Origin of the sequence: Methanolobus sp. (assembly GCF_030682845.1) — an archaeon.
Classification (GTDB): domain Archaea; phylum Halobacteriota; class Methanosarcinia; order Methanosarcinales; family Methanosarcinaceae; genus Methanolobus.
Map to the genome: position 1 here is coordinate 1 of NZ_JAUXNK010000079.1, position 19723 is coordinate 19723.

21 protein-coding genes are annotated in these 19723 nt (G+C 47.4%); 9 read left to right on the forward strand and 12 right to left on the reverse strand.

Annotated elements, in window-relative coordinates; all coding sequences use genetic code 11:
- Positions 1-4: 4 nt before the first annotated feature.
- Together Q8J68_RS11085 and mptA are read right to left on the reverse strand one after the other, a co-directional pair.
- The gene (locus tag Q8J68_RS11085; protein WP_305311579.1) at positions 5-319 is read right to left on the reverse strand and encodes a DUF2098 domain-containing protein; all 315 of its coding nucleotides are present in this window, start codon (positions 317-319) and stop codon (positions 5-7) included.
- Positions 320-370: 51 nt separating this feature from the next.
- The gene (mptA, locus tag Q8J68_RS11090; protein ID WP_305311580.1) at positions 371-1348 is read right to left on the reverse strand and encodes a GTP cyclohydrolase MptA; all 978 of its coding nucleotides are present in this window, start codon (positions 1346-1348) and stop codon (positions 371-373) included.
- Between the two features lie 425 nt (positions 1349-1773).
- On the opposite strand from mptA, the gene Q8J68_RS11095 reads away from it, so the two are divergent.
- Positions 1774-2064 carry a non-histone chromosomal MC1 family protein gene (locus tag Q8J68_RS11095; protein WP_015053308.1) on the forward strand — a complete coding sequence of 97 codons (291 nt, stop codon included), beginning with the start codon at positions 1774-1776 and terminating at the stop codon, positions 2062-2064.
- 160 nt (positions 2065-2224) lie between these two features.
- On the forward strand, positions 2225-3109 hold the full coding sequence (gene argB / locus Q8J68_RS11100; protein WP_305311581.1) for an acetylglutamate kinase: 885 nt from the start codon (positions 2225-2227) through the stop codon (positions 3107-3109).
- 41 nt (positions 3110-3150) lie between these two features.
- Here argB and Q8J68_RS11105 read toward each other — a convergent pair whose 3' ends face one another.
- Positions 3151-4191, reverse strand: a complete 1041-nt coding sequence (locus tag Q8J68_RS11105; RefSeq protein ID WP_305311582.1) for an archaeosine biosynthesis radical SAM protein RaSEA — start codon at positions 4189-4191, stop codon at positions 3151-3153.
- Positions 4191-5108: a glutamine-hydrolyzing GMP synthase gene (gene guaA, locus Q8J68_RS11110; protein WP_305311583.1), complete on the reverse strand. Its 918-nt coding sequence runs from the start codon at positions 5106-5108 to the stop codon at positions 4191-4193. The genes Q8J68_RS11105 and guaA overlap by 1 nt, the downstream gene beginning before the upstream one ends.
- A gap of 208 nt (positions 5109-5316) precedes the next feature.
- Here guaA and recQ point away from each other — a divergent pair, with 208 nt between their 5' ends.
- Complete coding sequence (gene recQ, locus Q8J68_RS11115) at positions 5317-7449, forward strand: DNA helicase RecQ (RefSeq protein ID WP_305311584.1); 2133 nt, start codon at positions 5317-5319, stop codon at positions 7447-7449.
- Positions 7450-7477: 28 nt separating this feature from the next.
- Here recQ and Q8J68_RS11120 read toward each other — a convergent pair whose 3' ends face one another.
- On the reverse strand, positions 7478-8239 hold the full coding sequence (locus tag Q8J68_RS11120) for an A24 family peptidase C-terminal domain-containing protein (protein ID WP_305311585.1): 762 nt from the start codon (positions 8237-8239) through the stop codon (positions 7478-7480).
- Positions 8240-8257: 18 nt separating this feature from the next.
- Positions 8258-9595: a 3-hexulose-6-phosphate synthase gene (hxlA, locus tag Q8J68_RS11125; RefSeq protein WP_370867635.1), complete on the reverse strand. Its 1338-nt coding sequence runs from the start codon at positions 9593-9595 to the stop codon at positions 8258-8260.
- A 102-nt stretch (positions 9596-9697) separates the two neighbouring features.
- On the opposite strand from hxlA, the gene pyrB reads away from it, so the two are divergent.
- Together pyrB and pyrI are read left to right on the forward strand one after the other, a co-directional pair.
- Positions 9698-10627 carry an aspartate carbamoyltransferase gene (pyrB, locus tag Q8J68_RS11130; RefSeq protein WP_305311586.1) on the forward strand — a complete coding sequence of 310 codons (930 nt, stop codon included), beginning with the start codon at positions 9698-9700 and terminating at the stop codon, positions 10625-10627.
- A complete protein-coding gene (gene pyrI, locus Q8J68_RS11135) occupies positions 10624-11088 on the forward strand; it encodes an aspartate carbamoyltransferase regulatory subunit (protein ID WP_305311587.1) in 465 nt (154 codons plus the stop codon). Before pyrB ends, pyrI begins: the two co-directional genes overlap by 4 nt.
- A 245-nt stretch (positions 11089-11333) precedes the next feature.
- Here the strand turns inward: pyrI and dapB are convergent, their stop codons facing one another.
- The 4 genes from dapB to Q8J68_RS11155 all read right to left on the reverse strand — a co-directional run bounded on the left by dapB (position 11334) and on the right by Q8J68_RS11155 (position 13620).
- The gene (gene dapB, locus Q8J68_RS11140) at positions 11334-12125 is read right to left on the reverse strand and encodes a 4-hydroxy-tetrahydrodipicolinate reductase (RefSeq protein ID WP_305311588.1); all 792 of its coding nucleotides are present in this window, start codon (positions 12123-12125) and stop codon (positions 11334-11336) included.
- Positions 12122-12997: a 4-hydroxy-tetrahydrodipicolinate synthase gene (dapA, locus tag Q8J68_RS11145; protein ID WP_305311589.1), complete on the reverse strand. Its 876-nt coding sequence runs from the start codon at positions 12995-12997 to the stop codon at positions 12122-12124. Before dapA ends, dapB begins: the two co-directional genes overlap by 4 nt.
- A 19-nt stretch (positions 12998-13016) precedes the next feature.
- Positions 13017-13211 (reverse strand): 30S ribosomal protein S17e, encoded by a 195-nt coding sequence (locus Q8J68_RS11150; protein WP_305311590.1) that lies wholly within the window; start codon positions 13209-13211, stop codon positions 13017-13019.
- 121 nt (positions 13212-13332) lie between these two features.
- Complete coding sequence (locus Q8J68_RS11155; protein ID WP_305311591.1) at positions 13333-13620, reverse strand: hypothetical protein; 288 nt, start codon at positions 13618-13620, stop codon at positions 13333-13335.
- 116 nt (positions 13621-13736) lie between these two features.
- On the opposite strand from Q8J68_RS11155, the gene dinB reads away from it, so the two are divergent.
- From dinB to Q8J68_RS11170, 3 genes are all read left to right on the forward strand, one after another.
- Entirely contained in the window at positions 13737-14825 is a 1089-nt protein-coding gene (gene dinB, locus Q8J68_RS11160; RefSeq protein WP_305311592.1) for a DNA polymerase IV, read from the forward strand.
- Between the two features lie 190 nt (positions 14826-15015).
- Entirely contained in the window at positions 15016-16932 is a 1917-nt protein-coding gene (locus tag Q8J68_RS11165; protein ID WP_305311593.1) for a methyltransferase domain-containing protein, read from the forward strand.
- Between the two features lie 278 nt (positions 16933-17210).
- Positions 17211-18410 (forward strand): glycosyltransferase, encoded by a 1200-nt coding sequence (locus Q8J68_RS11170; protein WP_305311594.1) that lies wholly within the window; start codon positions 17211-17213, stop codon positions 18408-18410.
- Between the two features lie 31 nt (positions 18411-18441).
- Here the strand turns inward: Q8J68_RS11170 and Q8J68_RS14995 are convergent, their stop codons facing one another.
- Both Q8J68_RS14995 and Q8J68_RS11175 read right to left on the reverse strand, forming a co-directional pair.
- Entirely contained in the window at positions 18442-18534 is a 93-nt protein-coding gene (locus Q8J68_RS14995) for a hypothetical protein (RefSeq protein ID WP_370867634.1), read from the reverse strand.
- Positions 18534-18728: a DNA alkylation repair protein gene (locus Q8J68_RS11175; protein ID WP_305311595.1), complete on the reverse strand. Its 195-nt coding sequence runs from the start codon at positions 18726-18728 to the stop codon at positions 18534-18536. Before Q8J68_RS11175 ends, Q8J68_RS14995 begins: the two co-directional genes overlap by 1 nt.
- Before the next feature lie 93 nt (positions 18729-18821).
- Here Q8J68_RS11175 and Q8J68_RS11180 point away from each other — a divergent pair, with 93 nt between their 5' ends.
- Positions 18822-19721 (forward strand): pirin family protein, encoded by a 900-nt coding sequence (locus Q8J68_RS11180; RefSeq protein WP_305311596.1) that lies wholly within the window; start codon positions 18822-18824, stop codon positions 19719-19721.
- Positions 19722-19723 lie beyond the last annotated feature (2 nt).

Consider the following 19723-nt stretch of genomic DNA (forward strand, 5'->3'; position numbering starts at 1 on the left):
CGCCTTATCCGCCGCCGGTGACCTGTCCGATATCAACTGTCTGTGAGCCCCTTTGGGAATAACTCTGCGCATATTCCTGTGCATCCATTCCTTTTTCAGCCTCTTTTTTCTCTTTCAGCTCATCTGGATCGATTATCAAAAGGACATCGACTTTATAGTAAAGACCCGTTGCGTCAATCTGCGCCCAGATACCTTCGTCATCCTTCATGACATCCAGCACCCTTCCCGTGGTGCCGGTGTTCAGGTACCTCACGGCATCCCCGGCTACGATGCGGTCCCCGTTGATGTCCAGAGCTTCTAAATGTTCATTTTCAGCCACGCAATTGACTCCTTTTAAGTGATCCTTATACGAAGTATGCGACTGACAGCATTAATGCTTGACGATGTCTGTGATATACTCCTGTGAGATCTCCTTGCGCAGTTCTCCAAGAGTTGCGAGCCTTTCAGCAAAAGCATTGTGCCTGTGGATGCTTTCCTCATTGATCTGCTTGATCGTCACAATGGCTTCATCAGGCAGGAGCGGGAAGTCCTTTACCACATTCTTGGCCATAGTCCGTACGCAGTCCTCGACGAACTTGGGATTGTTGTGTGCTCTCTGCACCACCATGGCCTCATCTGAACGCTTGAGGAGCTCAAAAACGCTGGAACTCATGGATCTCTCGATAATCTCGATGATCTTGTCAAGCGAAACGAACTTGCTTCCTTCCACTTCTATGGAAATGATCCCACGGCCGCGCTGGTTGTGGGTTGCCATGGGTACCCTGTGCAGGAACTCTGCGATCTTTATATCCTCGATCTTAAGGGATTCCAGCTCCTTGCGCGCATTGTCCCTCATAATTTCCTGTGCGCAAGGGCAGGCGGTCATCCCTACAACCTCGGCACCTATGAGTTTCTTGACCACTATGTTCTCCACATCCTCGCGCATTGCTATGGCTTCTGCGAAGATGTCCACAACCTCCTGGCACTCCATCTTTGTAGAAGGGGATTCCCTTTTCACAACATATTCGCTCTTGAGGATGACCTCCGCACGGGTGGCATACTCATGACGGTTCAGGAGACTTTGCGCAACATCGCTGCATAGCTGCTCAATCTCATAGACGGGCATATTCACAGCTTTTTCAAGAACCTCATCAACAGCCTCAAAATTGCGCGAGAGGTTAGCGCCTTTCAGGTGAGAGGGGAGGTCCACAAAAATGTCGAACGTAGCTATCAGAACGATAGGGCGCCTTTCTTTTCTCTTGACCTCCACAAGCTTCTTTACGTTAGTGACGCCTACACGGGTAAGATTAATCGCGATCTGTGGCCTGTTTGCCTGTATATCCGGTAATTTAACGACTGGAACTTCCATGATATTACCTCAAACTAAAATAGGAATTGAACTCTGTTCAGTAATAAGTGCAGATACCCTCCTGAAATGGACTCATTACATGTAAATGTTGTGTTGAAAGCAGCAAGGATTTAATTATTTCTACAAATATACAGAGGAGTTTTCTAAAAGTATTGTCCATCCATTAATATCTCCCTCTGGCTGCCGAATAATAATTTGGTAAATAAAACAAGTAAAATTGTCTTGCTGCATGATATCGCTCGTTCCAAACTAAACCATTGTAAAAAAATATTGAATTTACCTCTATTTCAGCATTTTTCACTACTAAAAATGCGCATATTGGGGTAAATCAGAAACAAAGGGCGACATTAAAAGAAAAATATATATACTTCATACACTAAATACGATTAGCAGTGGTAATCATTGATTGATTACGAGGTGACAATATGTCTGAAACAAGAAATTTTGTGTTAAGAGACAAGAAGGGAAATGAGCATGGAGTATTCACCGGAAAACAGCCACGTCAGGCTGCACTGAAGGTAGCTAACCGTGGTAAGGGAACCAAAACAAAGCCAGAGGAGATCAGGCTTCGCGAACGTGGGACAAAGAAGATCCACGTATTCAAAGGATGGAGAGAAATGGTCGCGGCACCCAAGAACAAACCAGACTGGATGCCAGACAAGATCAACAAGCCATTCGTAAAGAAAGTCGGTATCGACAAATTGGAAAAGATCTAAGCACCCAACCCATGTTCCATGGGTTTCTTTTTTCTGTTGCGCAGCGCGTTTTCTGCTAAATAAGTTTTAAATCGTTTAAGCGTCTTTTATATCATTTACGGATACGGGATAGTAAATGATTCCAGTCCTGCAGCAGTGCATGTAATACACAGGTAAGAATATGACACTTAAACGCGAGAACGTGTTGATAGAGGCCCTTCCGTACATAAGGGATTTCTACGATTCAGTGATGATAATCAAGGTTGGCGGGCATGCCATGGTCAATCCACAGGTAATGAGCGATATAGTCCAGGATATCGTATTGCTCAGGTTCGTTGGCATTCACCCCATCATAGTCCACGGCGGAGGACCGGAGATAACCGAAAAGATGGAACGCATGGGGAAGAAACCCGAGTTTGTAGGCGGGTTGCGCATCACTGACGATGAGACACTTGAAATAGCAAGGATGGTGCTTGTGGGCAATATCAACACAGAGATCGTATCACTTATCGGCAGGCATGGCGGCAAGGGAATAGGCCTTTCCGGAAAGGATGGTAAACTGATAATTGCCAAGAAGAAGCCTTTCCAGAAAGTAATGATCGAGAATGTCGAGCACGAGGTAGACCTTGGATGGGTCGGGGATACAGAGATCATCAATACGGAAATCCTGAACATCGTCACCAGGGAAGGCTACATCCCCGTTATATCCCCTATTGCCATGGATATGAACGGCAATGCCCTGAACCTGAACGCCGATACCATTGCAGGAGATATTGCCGCAGCCCTGAGTGCCAAGAAACTCATCCTGATGACAGACGTGCCCGGAGTGCTGATGGAGCCAAGCGACAGGTCATCACGTATATCCAGGGTGACCCTTGAGGATGTCGAGCACCTTATCCGGACAGGTGTTATCTCAGGCGGCATGATACCGAAGATGAGGGGCGCCGCAACTGCAGTAGAGAGTGGTGTGGAGAACGTCCACATCATCGACGGAAGTATATCCCATTCCGTATTGCTTGAGCTGTTCACGGATTCAGGGATAGGTACAATGGTCTGTAAAGACTGAGACGGGATACATAACCCGTCACATCCTATTTTTCTTCGGCTTCAGTCAGTTATAGGCGCACCGAAGGTATGGTCATCCAGTTCCAGCACGGATTCCCACAGACCCTTGCATCCACAGTCCGGTGCATTCAGGCAGGCTATGTCCTGTGTTACCGAGAAAAGCCTTATTGAATCAGCCACATCGTGACTGCATTCCTTGCAATTGTGAGGACCCCTTTTGGAACCTGCACCTACTGGGTCTGAAGTGATTACCTTATCAGGGAACTCTTCTTTGGCCTTCTTCAGCACTTCAACGATGCTCCACAGCCAAGGAGGACGGTACTGGCCCTTCTGCCACAGGTTTTCAACGAATGTACCGTTCTGTATATTGCACAGGTTAATCGAGAAGGTATCAGCGTATGCAGCAGCTTCCCTTATGGAGTTTACCATGTCATCCATGGCCTCTTTCTCGGAAAGGAAAGGAGGCTTGAGCATAAGGTATGCTTTTACCGTGGCACCGCTGTTCCTGGCAATGGTCGCAGCCCACTTGAAATCATCAAATGTGAAACCCTTGTTGATGGAACCCTTGCGCACTATGTCAGAGCTTGTTTCAAGACCGACGGCGATCTCAAAAGGCTTGTCCCCCATTGAGTTGCGGCAATCGATCATCGCATCCTCTTTGACAAATTCCGGCCTGGTCTCCACTAGCACTTTTATGACCCTTGAATCACTTTTTAATGCTTCCAGTATCCTGTGCCTGACTTCCAGCGGTATCTCCCGCGTATCCAGAAAACTGCCGGAGGTGAATATCTTTACCATGAACTCGCTAAAACCGGATGCCTTCCTCATCGCTTTTCCAAGCTGGGAGAACAGGTCTTCGTCAGATGGGGAGACTTGCGCACTATCGTACACATAGCCGCACATAGTGCAGCCGCCTGCCTTACCCCACCAGCAGCCGGAGGTACTGAAGATTATGGTAAGAGTATCTACTTTCTTCCCGTCGACCAGATCGGCTCCGGTCCACATTGCGCACGGCTCATCCGGACGTGAGGATTTGGCCTTCTGTCGGTTCCGGATGTCAAGAACTACTTTATTTAGTGTCATCATTCGAACTCTATTGTAGCCGGTGGTTTTGGAGTGAGATCGTAAACAACCCTGGAAACAGTAGGCAAAGATGCCGATATCCGGGATTCTATCCTGTTGAGGACTTCCCAGGGCAGCTCCATGGCTTCTGCGGTCATGCCGTCCCTTGAACCGACAGCCCTTACTGCAACTATCCAGCCGTGGACCCTTACGTCACCCTTGACACCGGTACCCTTGCCGATAATGGCTGCGAAGGTCTGCCACGGATGGAACTTTTCTACCAGTTCATCCTCTACGATGGCGTTTGCTTCCCTAACGATACTCACAAGCTCTTCAGTGACCTCACCAACTATCCTGACGGACAGTCCCGGTCCCGGGAAGGGCATCCTCTCGGATATCTCATGCGGCAGCTCAAGGGCACGCGCAAGTTCACGAACCTCGTCTTTGTACAGATCCTCTACAGGCTCGACTATTGACTTAAAGTCCATTACGGAAGGGAGGCCGCCGACATTATGGTGGGACTTGATGCCTCCCTCTGACTCTATCCTGTCCGGGTAGATGGTACCCTGTATCAGATAATCGGCCTTGAGCTCTTTTGCTTCCTTTTCAAAGACACGGATGAATGTCTCCCCCACTGCTTTACGTTTCTCCTCAGGATCCGTGATACCTTTAAGGGCTCCAAGGAAACGGTCTTTTGCATCAATGACCACCAGGTTCATGTCACAGAATATTTCCTTTATCCGCTCTGTTTCGCCTTTTCTCATGAGGCCTGTGTCGATGTATATAGGAGTCAGCCTGTCGCCGATGGCGCGGTGGGCCAGGACAGCACACACAGAACTGTCAACGCCACCCGAAAGAGCTATTATTGCCCTGCCACCTGTGACCTGCTGCTGTATCTTCTCAATTGCCTTAGGAATGAACTTATCTGCTTTTACCATAAATGTGAACTCCGAAAATAGGATTTTTGTTTCTGAGATTTTACTCTTGAGATATAAGTTTGTGCTTATTAATGCTCGCCTTTTTTAAAGCCTCTATAAGAGAGCCGCCATAATTAAGAGTTACTGCACGCCTATTACTTACACCCCGCTTACAAGGGAATTATATATACCGGGAACATAGGTCGAACAAAATAACTGCGGTCGTATAATGTATCAAACTCTCCAGAAGTATTTCGGATATTCTGAGTTCCGCCCTCTTCAGAAAGACATAATCCAGGATGTGCTTGATGGAAAGGACACTTTCGTGCTTATGCCCACAGGAGGCGGGAAGTCCCTGTGCTATCAATTGCCTGCGTTACTAATGGACGGGTTGACGGTTGTTATCTCTCCCCTTATATCCCTTATGAAAGACCAGGTCGACAGTCTCAGGGCCAACGGCGTCAATGCGGCATTCCTGAACAGCACCCAGAATTATACCGAGTCCAGGAAGATCTGCGACGACATTGCCACAAACGACATAAAGATACTATACATGGCGCCTGAGAGACTTGCAATGTCCGGCACGTTATCGATGATCACAAAGGCAAAGGTCAGCCTTTTCGCCATTGATGAGAGCCACTGCATATCTGAGTGGGGCCATGATTTCAGGCCCGAGTACCGCAAGCTCAGCATGCTCAAAAAGAAGTTCCCCAAAGTGCCGATCATTGCCCTGACAGCTACCGCAACACCGAAGGTGAGAGAAGACACCCTCAACCAGCTGGGGCTTACAAATCCCAAGACCTACATTGCAAGTTTCAACCGCAGCAATCTTCTTTACGAAATCAGGCCGAAAAAGGAAACCTATGACCAGATGCTGCAGTACCTGAGAAGGAACAAGGGAAAGAGCGGGATAATCTACTGCCAGAGCCGCAAGAACGTGGACACTGTGACTGCAAAGCTCAGGAAGGATGGTTTTAATGCGCTTCCCTATCATGCGGGACTGAGCGACACCCAGAGAGGCAGGAACCAGGAAGCATTCATCAAGGACAAAGCAGACATAATTGTCGCAACCATCGCTTTTGGAATGGGAATTGATAAGCCCAATGTGCGTTTTGTTATCCATTATGACCTTCCCAAGAACCTGGAAGGCTATTATCAGGAGACTGGCAGAGGTGGCAGGGACGGACTTGAATGTGAATGCATCCTCTTCTTCAGCCATGGCGACAGATACCGTATAGAGTATTTCGTCAAGCAGAAGGGCAGGAAGGAAGAGCGGGATATCGCCCTGAAACAGCTTCAGGACATGGTGAACTACTGTGTGAGCACAACATGCCGCAGAAAAGCGCTTCTCAGCTACTTCGGGGAAGAACTGGAAGAAGACAACTGCGGCGGATGTGATGCCTGTCTCAGGCCTAAGGAGATGGTGGATGGGACAGAAGAAGCAAAGCTGCTCATCAGCTGCGTAGATGAGCTTGGCGAGCGCTATGGCATGAATCACGTTATAGACGTCCTGTGTGGCGCCAATATAAAAAGGGTCAAGGAAAAGAAACACGACAAGCTGAAGACATACAATTCAGGCTGCCGCCACACCCGGCCCAGCTGGCAGGATATGGCACGCGAGATGGTGCAACAGGGAGTGGTCGCGGTAGAGGGCAGCAGGTATCCCCTCCTCAAACTCAACAAGGCGAGCAGGGAAGTTATGCAGGGCTCACGCAAGGTAACCTTTACGAGAGTTGCACCGCTGGAGTTCCCTGACACACTGGCATCGGAAGATGATGAGGTGTATGAGCCCTACGAGTTGGATACGATCGCAAAACCAGTGCCACCACCAAGTACCCGAAAAACTGTGCAGAGCAGTGACAGCGAGCTGTTTGCAAGGCTCAAGGATCTCAGGAAAGAAATGGCCGAGCTACAGGACGTCCCGCCCTATATTGTGTTCGCGGACACAAGCCTCAAGCAGATGGCTGCAAAGAAACCTTCCACCAAAGCTGAGATGCTCAAAATCACAGGTGTCGGAGAGTACAAGCTGAAGAAGTATGGGGACATTTTCCTCAGGGAGATCAGCAATTATTGCGAAGAGAAGAACGACGGTTCCCCTAAAAGCGCGGTAGAGGAAAAGGCTCCGTCATCACAAGAGCAAGGCCCAATACAGGGTACCATTGTTCCGGAACAACCGGCCAAAATCAAAACATGCTGCAAGAATGTGCCTGACACCATGAAGCGCGAAACGATCCTGAAGACCATAAGCGGACTTGAGAAAGAGCTCATCATCCTGGCAAGAGGGAAACTGGGAGATTCTGTTTCCGAAGAGGAGATAAAAGAAGTGTGGGCAGAGATACTTTCGGGAAGCAGGCAGGCTTAACCCACACTCGAATTTAACAAGGGCTTTTTCACATCATCATAAACTGCATCGTAATATAGAATATCAGGTCGCCGAACACTACCGCAGTGATAAATCCGGCTGTGATGGGTATCATGAACGGGAGACCGGGAGTGACCCAGACGCTGTCCTCCATCCTGCCTGCCCTGACATGACCCTTAAGCTGGGCAACGACGTTTGAGGTAAGTTCGGTTCCGGCTCTTGTGAAGCTGAACTTTACACCCTCTTCTGTTTCCTCATAGGATTCGATCATGCGGATATGATCTTTACCAAGTCCGGATACAGATGTCCTGTAACCGATGAACATGTAGAAAGGTCTGCGCAGTGACTCCTTCAAGGGATTGTGCAGGAGATTGTAAATGAAAAGCCCGATTGGTACAACTATTGTGAGTATAATAGAGTTACCAAAGACACTGAAGGCGAAAATATCAAAGATAGGAGTTCCCTGGAGAGGCAGGCTGGTGTTGAATACCATAATAGCCGGGAAGGTTGGGACTATTAACGATATGACCATGAGCGCCTTGGCATCGGCGCCACCAAATGCCCCGAACTGGAAAAGGATGTAAACGAAAAGGTAAACGAACGCGAAGGTCAGCAGGTTCCTGATAAGGTAAGGCATTCCAAGGGTCATGAAGTCGTACAGGATGAAAACGTAACAGACACCAAACATCGCCACCCATACTTCATTCACAACCCTGCGGCTTTTTATGTCAGAATAGCAGGCATACAATAAGAAAGGCATGCAGGCAAGCACTTTAAGTAATTCCATCATTTCCGTTATCTCCGTTTTTCAATGTTTTTCCCATTTTTTGAGTTTCATGACCTCAGAGAGGGTCGCTCCTCTCCTTATCTCCTCGGACAGGCGCTGTTCTGTCTTCTCGACTTCCTTTGCACGCCTTGCAATCTCATAGGCGCGCTCCCTCGGGATCACTACTACACCGTTATCGTCTCCCACAATGTAGTCGCCAGGTCTTACGGTCTGGTTGCCGCACACGATCTCGGAGTTGATCTCACCAAAACCCTTGGGCTCCCCGGCGTTGGGAACATGACATGTGGCAAACACAGGAAGGTCCATTGACCGGATGTCCTCTATATCCCTGACGGCACCATCGACAACGACACCTGCTATTTCCTTGTTCAGGCAGCTCTGGGTCGCAAGGCCGCCCCATGGAGCCACATGACTGCTTCCGTTATAGATCACGATCACATCATTTTTCCCTGCCACATCAATGGCCTCAACAGGCTTTGCCCAGTCACCCCTGAAAGTCTGTACTGTAACAGCAGTGCCGACCATTTTCCTGCCGGGCACCTGAGAGAATATGTTCTGCATAGCTCCCTTGCGGTGCATGGCATCGGAAATGTTAGGAGTGGAAACCGACAGGAAGATATCCCGTATCTCGTTATCGCGGCTTTTTCCCGAATGGAATACCGCAGAAGGCGCATCCACACTGCTCCTTATGAACCTGGCGGAGGCTGTCACGTCAGATGAACGGACTATGTTGCCCCCCACTATCACTATCTGAGCACCGGCTGTAACGGCCTGTGCACATGAAACCGAGTCCAGGCCGCCTGCAACAGCAACAGGTATGTCCACTTCCTTTATGACTTCCTTCATGATAGTGAGAGAATCGCGGCCAGTCATTTGCTGATCGATGCCGGCATGCACGTTTATGTAGTCAACACCCATGTACTCAAGTTCCTTTGAACGTGATACCGGTTCGGGTGAAGATATGAGATCAGCCATGACCCGGGCACCATATTTCTTTGCAGCCCTGACAGCTTCAAGTACTGTGGAGTCATCAGCGCTTCCGAGGATGACTATTATATCCGCACCAGCCTTTGCTGCCATCTCTACTTCCATGGCTCCGGTGTCGGCTATCTTCATATCTGCCACCAGGGTTCTGCCGGGGAACGCTGCTTTGAGCCTCCGTATGGAATCCATTCCCTCGCTTTTGATAAGCGGAGTGCCTGCCTCTATCCAGTCCGCACCTCCCTCCAGAGCTTCTGCAGCAATCTGGATAGCGCGGTCTGTTTCCAGAATATCCAGGGCAACCTGGATTATGGGTCTTATATGATCACCTTCATTTATTTCTGTACTACTAAATACTTTAGAGCGTATAAATCTAATCTCAATAAAACATGGATAAGATTAAAAAAAGGTCTGATGAGAATGTCCGCAAAGGGAATCCTATCAGTAAACATTTATCTCATGTAATTCCTTTATTGTCCGATGAAATTTAAGGGCCACCACATCATCTCAATGACATCTTTCTCGAAGGATATGATCGATATTATCCTGGAGACAGCAGAAGGAATGGAGCCGATAGCTCTTGGAAAACAAAAATCGGACCTGCTCAGTGGCAAGGTTCTGGCAGTGCTGTTCTTTGAACCAAGCACAAGAACCCGCATGTCATTTGAAACAGCCATGTACCGCCTGGGAGGAGATGTGCTTAACCTGGGATCCATAGATGCCAGTTCGATCGCCAAGGGTGAAACCCTTGCAGATACGATAAGGGTCGTGGACGGTTATGCAGATGCAATCGTGTTGCGCCATCCAAAAGAAGGAGCAGCATTACTTGCATCCGAGTTCTCTACTGTGCCTATACTGAATGCAGGAGATGGCGCTGGTCATCATCCCACACAAACTCTCCTGGACCTCTATACCATAAAAAGAGAAAGTCACCTTGATGGATTGAAAATAGCACTTGCAGGAGACCTGAAATATGGCAGGACTGTGCATTCCCTGTGTTACGCGCTGTCCCTATATGGTGCAGATATCACCCTGATATCACCAATGGAGCTGAGAATGCCTGAAGAGATAATAAAGGATCTTGAAAAAAGGGGCGCAAAGGTCACCGAGACAGACTCCATAGAACACGCCATTAACGAGGTTGATGTGCTATACATGACCCGCATACAGAAGGAGAGGTTCCTTGACCCGACAGAATACGAGAGAGTAGCTAACAATTTAAAGATCACACCGGAACTCCTGACAAATGCCAGACCTGAGCTTAAGATATTACACCCGCTTCCCAGAGTAAACGAGATACATACCGGAGTGGATGAAACGACGCATGCATGCTACTTCAGGCAGGCTTTCTACGGAGTGCCGGTAAGAATGGCGTTGCTTGCGCTTGTGCTGGGGGCAATAGAAGTATGAACGAAGAGCAGGAACTCAGGGTCAAGAGGATAGAAAATGGTACCGTGATAGACCATATCACTGCGGGCCAGGCCCTTAATGTGTTAAAGATACTCGGGATCCCGGACTCTTCACAAGGTGTTGTGAGCGTGCTTCTCAACTCCCCGGGAAAGTTTGGGATAAAGGATGTTGTCAAGATAGAGAAACGGGAGCTGAACGTTCGTGAGGTGGACAGAATAGCATTAATAGCACCCAATGCAACTATCAATATCATCCGGAATTTCAACGTGTCCCAGAAAAAGAAGGTCCATATTCCCAATTTTGTTGAAGGTGTCGTCCGGTGTGTGAATCCGAATTGTATCTCCAACAGTAACGAACCTGTCACATCAAAGTTCAATGTCTCTGTAGATGGATGTCTACGACTAAGATGCACATATTGCGGTAGATTCATTTCTGAAGATATTGCAAAGCATTTACTATGAATTGTGATAATAAATAAAAAAAGAACTTAGAGATAGCCAACAGATATAGCACCCTGAGGTGGAGATGGATACTATAATATAAGATATATTATAGCAAATATATAATATATCTGGCTATAAATAATGATTTATCATTCACTTTTATGACCACATAGTAAAATATCTATGCCCCGTTTGGCCACAAAATGTCTGTAAGACTACAACATGTGCAAAAATAGGATCAAAATAATGGAAGCCGATAAGTATTATAACCCAAGGATGTCTTCCATTGTATAGAGACCAGGTTTTGCACGGGCGATCCACATAGCGGCTTTTACTGCACCGCCTGCAAATGCCTGGCGGGAATGAGCCTGGTGTTTTATCTCGATCCTTTCACCGTCGCCTGCGAAAAGCACTGTGTGATCCCCTACTATATCCCCGCCGCGCACAGCGTGAATACCAATCTCCCTTCCCCTTGGGGCCAGTCCCTCACGGCCGAAGACATATTCCTTGCCGCCAAGGGCCTCACTGATAATATCAGCAGCCTTTTTTGCAGTGCCACTCGGAGCATCTTTCTTTTGATTGTGATGGGCTTCGATGATCTCGACATCCATCTCGCCAAGATACCTGGCGGCTTCCCTGAGCACCTTGAAGAAGACATTGACACCCACGGAGTAGTTAGGGGATATTATCCCTGCCACATTGTTTTTTAGGATGGCAGCCTCAATAGTTGCTTTCTGATCATCGGTAAAGCCGGTGGTACCAATGACAAGATTAACACCGCAATCTGCCGCCTTGGGGGCGTTTACAACAGTTGCCCCGGCAATTGTGAAATCAACCAGCACATTAGTACCTGATGACTTTAGCACGGACCCTATATCCTTTACGTCAGAGATGGGAACATTAAGCGTGCCTAACTGGGCAACCTCCCCCACATCCAGTCCTATATTCACAAGGTCAAATGCTGCTGAAAGCTTGGCACCTTCTACTTTAAGGATGTTGGAGATGATGAGTGTACCCATCTTTCCTGATGCGCCTGTAACTGCTATATTGATCATGCTATACACCCGAGTTCACGAAGTACGTTTTTCAGGATCATGTCATTCCCTTCGCTCAGTTGCGCCAGCGGCAGCCTTAGATCCCCTCTTGCAAGACCCATGAGTTCCACAGCACGCTTAACAGGGATAGGATTTATCTCTGAGAACAGGGCACGTGTGAGTGGCGCCATCCTGAAGTGCATTTCCCTTGCAGTCTTCAGATCGCCATTGCGGGCTGCTTCAACGAGCTTTACCATCATCCCCGGAACAACGTTTGCGACCACCGAGATAACACCGATACCTCCAAGAGATATAATTGGCAGTGTCAGACCATCCTCGCCGGAAAGGACTTCAAAGTCCTCATCCGCAGTCAGTTCAAGTATGCGTGAGACCTTCTCGACATTCCCGCTTGCCTCCTTGACAGCTACGATGTTACCCACCTTTGCAAGTTCGGCTATGATCTCTGCCGAAACATCCTGTCCGGTACGGGAGGGCACATTATACAGAATGATAGGAATATCAGCGGAATCCGCAATAGTCTTAAAATGAGCAAGAAGCCCTGCTTTATTGGACTTGTTGTAATAGGGGGAGATTACAAGAGCCGCATCGACCCCTGCATCTGCCGCATGCCTCGTCAGTTCGACTGCTTCGACCGTGTTGTTGGAACCCGTGCCGGCGATTACCGGGACATTGGCGCAATCCATGGAAAGGTTAATGAGCTGTTTATGCTCCGCCATCGCGAGGGTTGCCGACTCGCCAGTTGTGCCACAGGCCACAATACCTGAAACACCGCCTTCTTCAACAAATGTGACAATCTTCCGGAAACTTTCGAAGTCAATGGTATTGTCCTTTGAGAATGGGGTTACAAGCGCAGGTAGAACTCCTTCGAACATGGGACATCCCTTCAAAGGATTACTCTTTGGGCTTGTGTGTGATCTTTCTTGTCACGTAACCTGCAACACGGTTCCTGATAACTTTACTCTCTATGGTGGTGTACTTTGTTACAAGGAGCTTGTTTGCGTCAAAGTCCCCTGTAAAGGAGTCACTATACTTGTCAATTAAGCGCAGTGAGATGGTCTTGATGTTGTTCTGTCTAATATTTCCCATGATGATTCTCCATTGATATGTGATAAGACTGTAAACTTTATGACAATAAGTTGTAACGGCTTATAATAAATACACTTACATTTATACCTTTTGGATTGCCGGAATAGACCTTCAACCATAATTAAATGTCGGTCTTGCCAAGCAACCGGTCCGTAGTACCTGCATCCCTGAATACTTTTTCCCTGATTCCCTTTCGGTTTATGAAAAGCCCGATAAAGACTACAAGAAGCCCCGGATTCGGGAACAGAGGAGTGAGCAGGACACCCAGGAGCACGACAGTTGAGGCTATAAGCCCCTTAAAAGCTCCTTTACGATACGAAGCCAGACCCGTGCGCCTGTAGATGCGGATATCGCGCAGGGTGAGGAAAAGGACAACAATATAAGCTGACATTGCGATATATAGATACATTCTTCACCTTATGGATTAGTTAAAGCCGGTAGCATATTAGTACTCCTGTGATAAGAATACTTTCGGAGCGCTACCAATAGTTTAATTAAAGTACTTATTATATAAAAATAATCTCAATGAACAAGTCACCGCACAGCAGGATAACGATGCATGTGGACATGGACAGTTTTTATTCTTCCGTTGAGGTAAGGGAGCAGCCTGAACTTAAGGGTTTGCCTGTGGTCGTAGGCTCCGACCCAAAAGGAGGGAAGGGAAGAGGAGTTGTCAGCACCTGCTCATATGAAGCCCGAAAATTCGGGATCCATTCAGCAATGCCCATATCCAGAGCCTACAGGCTCTGCCCTGAGGCCATCTACCTGCCTGTAAATATGAGTCTTTACAAGGAAACATCGGACAACATAATGGAAGTGCTGCGGATATTTGCAGACAGGTTCCAGCAGGTCAGCGTTGATGAGGCCTACCTGGATGTAGGGGACAGTATAGAGGATTATCTGTCAGCTACCCTGCTTGCGCGAAAGATCAAGCGGGAGGTGCTCTCTAAGCAGGGCCTGACCTGTTCTATTGGGGTCGCACCCAATAAGGTCATTGCCAAAATAGCTTCCGATATCAACAAGCCCGACGGACTGACGGTTGTAAGACCTGAGGAAACAGAAAGTTTCCTCCATCCCCTTTGCGTGTCCAGGATACCCGGGATTGGAAAAAAGACACAACCAATGTTGGAGGATATAGGCATAAACACAATCGGAAAGCTCGCGATGGCCGATGTGCAGTTCCTCATATCACGTTTTGGGAAATATGGCCTTGTAATGCACCAGCTTGCAAACGGTATTGACATCAGGCAAGTGAAAGAGAAGGAAGAAGTAAAATCCATCAGCACGGAGGATACATTCGACGAGGATATTTCCGACCCGGAACTAATAACTGGAGTATTCTGTGAACTTACAGGAAAAGTGCATGCCGAACTTACAAAAAAGAAGTTTCGCTTCAGGACAGTTAGCATAAGGGTCCGCTTTGATGATTTCAGGACCTATACCAGAGCCAAGACCCTGCATGCAGCAACGACCGATAAGATGTCAATAATAAAAATAGCTGTAGAGCTGATGGAGGAATTTATGGGACGTGGAAGGTTCAGGTTGCTTGGGGTAGGGGTCAGCAAACTGGAAAGAATAGATGAGATGCAGACATTCCTGAGCGATTTTTGCTGACGCGGGGCAACTGCGGATTTAAAGAATAAAAAGGCAGCCATATTTAATCATATTTAAAATATATAGGAAATATAAAATATACAGCACCATCAAAAGGTCTTGTGCGGACATAGATTTTTATTCTTAAGACATCTATTTTCAGCTTAAATGTATCAATAGATACAGCCCATAATTCAGAGGGAAATACCTGATGAAAAATAAAGCCAAAAACTATCAGAACAAATGCAAAAGCAGACCAAGGACACTCGGGCCTGTCTCACGTCTTGAAGAACATGTGAATCCGGAATGGTGGAAAAAGATATTCAATTCCCTTTACCTGAAAACAGATGCAGATATAGTGGATGATGCCTCCATCACCAGGCAGGAAATAGACACTTTTCACAACATCCTTAAACTAACGCCTGAGAGTCACGTGCTTGACCTGTGCTGCGGGCAGGGAAGGCATACACTGGAACTTGCAAGAAGAGGGGTCAAAAATGTGGAAGGGCTGGACAGATCCCACTATCTTATCCAGAGGGCAAAGACATCTGCAAAAAAAGAGGGACTGAGTGTTAAGTTCAGGGAAGGCGACGCCAGGAAAACCCCCTATGTAACGGATAATTTCGATGCGGTCATGCTTCTGGGAAACAGTTTTGGTTATTTTGAGACAGCTGAAGAAGACCTGAGAGTATTAAAAGAAGTCAAACGAATACTCAAGCCCTGGGGTAAGATCCTGCTTGATGTGGCAGATGGTTCTTACCTTAAGGAGAATTACCAGCCAAGGTCCTGGGAATGGATCGATAAGCACAATTTTGTGTGCAGGGAGCGGTCCATATCCATCGACGGTCAGAAGCTGATATCAAGAGAGGTTATCGTCAACGAAACCTCGGGCGTTGTTGCAGATCAGTTCTACGCAGAGCGACTTTATACTAACGAAGGCCTCATTGAACTTTTGAAGGAGGCAGAATTCACAGATATAGAGATAGTGGACTCCATTAAGTCCGAGACCCTCCGCAACCAGGACCTGGGAATGATGGAAAGGCGCATATTCGTAACTGCATCTATCAAGAAGGAATGGACACCTAAGAAAAAGAAGATAAAAGATGTTGAAAAGAACGTAGTGGTCGTTTTCGGGGACCCGAAGAAGAGAGATGAACTAAAACCCTGTGGCGTCTTTGATGATGACGACCTGTATACCATTGAACAGCTGAAAGGCAGTATCCAGCCAGCCGAAGGTTACTCTTTCAAATACCTGAACAACCACGATACGCTCATCCCTGACCTTGCAAAACTCAAAGGCAAGGTAGATTTCGTATTCAACCTGTGTGACGAGGGTTACAGCAACGATCCCAGAAGGGAACTGCATGTGCCCGCACTGCTGGAGATGCTGGGCATCCCCTACACCGGCTCAGGGCCACAATGTCTTGCATTCTGTTATGATAAGGCACTTGTCAGGGGAATTGCAAAGGACCTGGGAGTGCCGGTGCCTGAAGGTATAATCGTAAAAGCGGAAGACAGCATGTTCGAGCTGCCATTGGGCTTTCCGGTTATTGTAAAACCCAACTTTGGAGATTCGAGTTTCGGACTTAACCAGCGCAGCGTGTGTAACAGCTATGATGAAGTTGTCAGGGCCATCTACGACATAAGAGAGGGTCTGGGATACGACAAACCGATACTCATTGAAGAATTCCTTACAGGAAAGGACCTGAGCATAGGGATCATCGGCAACCCTCCTGAGAACTACACAGTCCTCCCTATCATTCAGGAGGACTACTCCGAGCTTCCGGAGGAACTGCCAAAGGTGTGCGGATATGAGGCAAAGTGGATACCGGAATCGCCATACTGGAAAATAAAATCTGTTTCTTCAGACCTGCCACGGGACATAGAAGAAAAGATAATAGAGTGCAGTCTGAAGCTCATCAACCGTCTTGAATGCAGGGATTACACCCGCCTTGACTGGAGACTTGATGCCGCAGGCAACCCTAAGCTTCTGGAAGTGAACCCAAATCCCGGCTGGTGCTGGGACGGCCACCTAGCAAAAATGGCAAAACTTGCCGGCATGTCATACGAGGAGATGTTGGGGCATATACTCAAGAGCGCGGATGAAAGGATTTCTGCACAGAAATGAACCTTTGAATACATTGATATTCGAGATTCACAGGGAGGAGTAAGTTCTTACTTACTCTCTCCGATTTACTTGCTTCCAGATGGATTCTGAATTGTATTTTAGTACATGCTATTCCTCATGATTATTAGTTCTTCCGAGATGAATCAAAGTCTACTGCCGGAATTAAGTTAAATGTAGTATTTTTAGAAGGGTTTATTTAAGTAGGATTCCGGCAAAAAGTTAACCTGAAAGATGTCGGCATATATGTATAATCAGTACAAGCAGAGATAGGGAAGAACATGGAAGTAAATCGTGGTATAGGGGAACAGCTGGAAGGCATTGGCGAGATAGATGTTGTTGTGGGAATCCTTACAAAGAATGTAGAACCCACTATATTGCATGTAATGAATGTTGTAAGAGAGGGAATATTGCAATACCTTTCTCCCTACAATACACTGGTTGTCGTCTCAGATGGCTTTTCAACTGACAGGACAGCGGAACTTGCAGGCCTGTTCGAACTGTCCCCGGTGAAAAAGATAGTTGTCGAGCAGATGGGAGTCCCTGGTAAGGGAGATGGGATACGCACGGTAATGGAAATTGCGCACAAGCTCAATTCCAAAGCTATTGCTTTTGTTGACGGGGACTTACTATCGGTCAAGGGAGAATGGATACAGGAGATGGTCCGGCCCGTACTTTATGGCAGAACGGACCTTGTTGTTCCTTTCTATGTGCGCGACAAGTTTGACGGGGTTATCACGAACAACCTTGCATATCCCTTCACAAGAGCTTACTATGGTACCGATATCCGGCAACCCATTGGAGGAGAATTCTGCATATCCAGCAAACTAATGGAAATATTACGCACCCATCCTCTTTTTCCTTCGGACTTTGGAATAGACATATTCATTACTACCGTAGCATCCGCAGAGAAACGCAGGATAAGGGAGGCCATGCTTGGGTTAAAACTCCATGAATCCACTACAAAGTATGTAGATCCCGAATCTTCCCTGATACCAATGTTCAGGCAGGTGGTCAAAACAATGTTTGACCTTGCCGTTTACTATGATGGAAAGAATCACAGGTCTGTGCCAACGGAAATTGCAGGGGTGTCTGAATACTATGGGCCTGTGCCTGTGCCTGTGGCTGTCAACAGGGAGAAAATGCTTGAGACAGTATCCAAAAGATACGGAGAATATTCCGATATTTACGAGAAACTGCTGCCAAAGGATATCCTGAATCATCTGGGAGCTTTCCTTGAGGGAGAACAATACCTTGATGCTGAGAGGTGGTCACGCATTGTATGGCTTATCTACAATGAATATTCAACAACATATGATGTCCGCCTGGTGGATGCACTGAGAGTTATGTGGCTCACAAGGTTCATTGGGTTCTATAACGAGTGCAAGGACCTCAACTTCTCTGAAGCTGAAGCCAGGATAAGAGAGAACGCCATAATATTCGAAGAGATAAAGAGCGAAGTAGCCGGAGAGGCAGCCTGATCAACGGCTTCAGCTGTATTGTGAAAAGGACCTACTTTTCCATTGCCTTTTTTCTCATATCTTCCGGGAACTTCTCGATTGCATACCTCAAAGATGTTCTTGGCATGACCGTCTTATTTTTCATCACATATTCAAAAATTTCCTGCTGGTGCGCTTTATCTGCCCGTAGTGTTTATCTGCGACCCTGAGGACAATTGCAGCCTTTACACCATAACAGTTTATCCCTTCCTTAAAAAAACGTGCATTTGAAGCTTTTGTCTTTTCATCTGCGCTTTGGGCCAGTTCCGCCCTTATACTCGATATGAGATCTTCATGCATTTGCTCGCCAGCCATGGTTTCTTTTGTAAAGATATGAGAAAGATGACACAAATGGTTAATACGGCTTACGGACGATATCCATAGGGGGAAACAATGGGTAATACTAGCGATATAAGCAATACCAGTAATGTCAGACAGATACTGAAGAGCGTGCCAATCACCGAAGGAGCCGGAGTGCATCTGAAAAGGGCGTTCACTTCAAGCAGAGGCCCGGACCTGGACCCGTTCCTTATGCTTGACGATTTCCACTCGGACAATCCGAGTGATTACAGGATGGGGTTCCCGTGGCATCCCCATCGTGGCATGGAAACGATAACCTATATGATTTCGGGGATTGTGGAGCACAGGGACAGCCTCGGGAACAAAGGCACGATAGGCCCCGGCGACATACAGTGGATGACTGCGGGCAGCGGCATAATACACCAGGAAATGCCAAAGGGAAATGAGAAGGGAGAACTACGGGGGCTGCAACTGTGGACCAACCTTCCTGCAGCACATAAGATGATGCCTCCCCGATACAGAGAAATTAAAAGCGAGCAGATACCCTCGGTGCACACAATGAACGGCACCGTGGTCAAAGTGATATGCGGAAATGTCGATGGGATGCACGGCCCTGTTAAGGATATCATGACTGAGATAGAATATCTGGACGTGAATATCCCTGCCGATGCTTCCTTCAGGCACCCCACGCAGCCGGAAAATACTGTTCTGGCATACGTCCTGGAAGGAGAGGGTTATTTCGATCCGGAAAGCATCTCATTTGCAGGGAGTGAGAGCCTTGTCATATTTAAGAGCGATTACTGGATAGAAGTAAAAGCAGCAGACAAAGGCGTAAGGTTCCTGTTGCTTTCCGGCAAACCACTGAATGAACCTGTGGCATGGCGCGGGCCGGTAGTAATGAACACGCAGGAAGAATTAAAGCAGGCTTTTGAAGATTACAAAGAGAATAGGTTCGTAAAGGGGGAAGCCCATTTTACAGAAAGCTCACAATAAAG

Coding starts and splice junctions, on each gene's coding strand:
- recQ (WP_305311584.1), top strand. CDS start 5,317: ATGTATCAAACTCTCCAGAAGTATTTCGGATATTCTGAGTTCCGCCCT.
- Q8J68_RS11120 (WP_305311585.1), bottom strand. CDS start 8,239: ATGATGGAATTACTTAAAGTGCTTGCCTGCATGCCTTTCTTATTGTAT.
- dinB (WP_305311592.1), top strand. CDS start 13,737: ATGAACAAGTCACCGCACAGCAGGATAACGATGCATGTGGACATGGAC.
- dapA (WP_305311589.1), bottom strand. CDS start 12,997: ATGTTCGAAGGAGTTCTACCTGCGCTTGTAACCCCATTCTCAAAGGAC.
- Q8J68_RS11155 (WP_305311591.1), bottom strand. CDS start 13,620: ATGTATCTATATATCGCAATGTCAGCTTATATTGTTGTCCTTTTCCTC.
- mptA (WP_305311580.1), bottom strand. CDS start 1,348: ATGGAAGTTCCAGTCGTTAAATTACCGGATATACAGGCAAACAGGCCA.
- pyrB (WP_305311586.1), top strand. CDS start 9,698: ATGAAATTTAAGGGCCACCACATCATCTCAATGACATCTTTCTCGAAG.
- guaA (WP_305311583.1), bottom strand. CDS start 5,108: ATGGTAAAAGCAGATAAGTTCATTCCTAAGGCAATTGAGAAGATACAG.
- Q8J68_RS11180 (WP_305311596.1), top strand. CDS start 18,822: ATGGGTAATACTAGCGATATAAGCAATACCAGTAATGTCAGACAGATA.
- Q8J68_RS11170 (WP_305311594.1), top strand. CDS start 17,211: ATGGAAGTAAATCGTGGTATAGGGGAACAGCTGGAAGGCATTGGCGAG.
- Q8J68_RS11165 (WP_305311593.1), top strand. CDS start 15,016: ATGAAAAATAAAGCCAAAAACTATCAGAACAAATGCAAAAGCAGACCA.
- Q8J68_RS11175 (WP_305311595.1), bottom strand. CDS start 18,728: ATGCATGAAGATCTCATATCGAGTATAAGGGCGGAACTGGCCCAAAGC.
- dapB (WP_305311588.1), bottom strand. CDS start 12,125: ATGATCAATATAGCAGTTACAGGCGCATCAGGAAAGATGGGTACACTC.
- pyrI (WP_305311587.1), top strand. CDS start 10,624: ATGAACGAAGAGCAGGAACTCAGGGTCAAGAGGATAGAAAATGGTACC.
- Q8J68_RS11095 (WP_015053308.1), top strand. CDS start 1,774: ATGTCTGAAACAAGAAATTTTGTGTTAAGAGACAAGAAGGGAAATGAG.
- Q8J68_RS11150 (WP_305311590.1), bottom strand. CDS start 13,211: ATGGGAAATATTAGACAGAACAACATCAAGACCATCTCACTGCGCTTA.
- argB (WP_305311581.1), top strand. CDS start 2,225: ATGACACTTAAACGCGAGAACGTGTTGATAGAGGCCCTTCCGTACATA.
- Q8J68_RS11105 (WP_305311582.1), bottom strand. CDS start 4,191: ATGACACTAAATAAAGTAGTTCTTGACATCCGGAACCGACAGAAGGCC.
- Q8J68_RS14995 (WP_370867634.1), bottom strand. CDS start 18,534: ATGAAAAATAAGACGGTCATGCCAAGAACATCTTTGAGGTATGCAATC.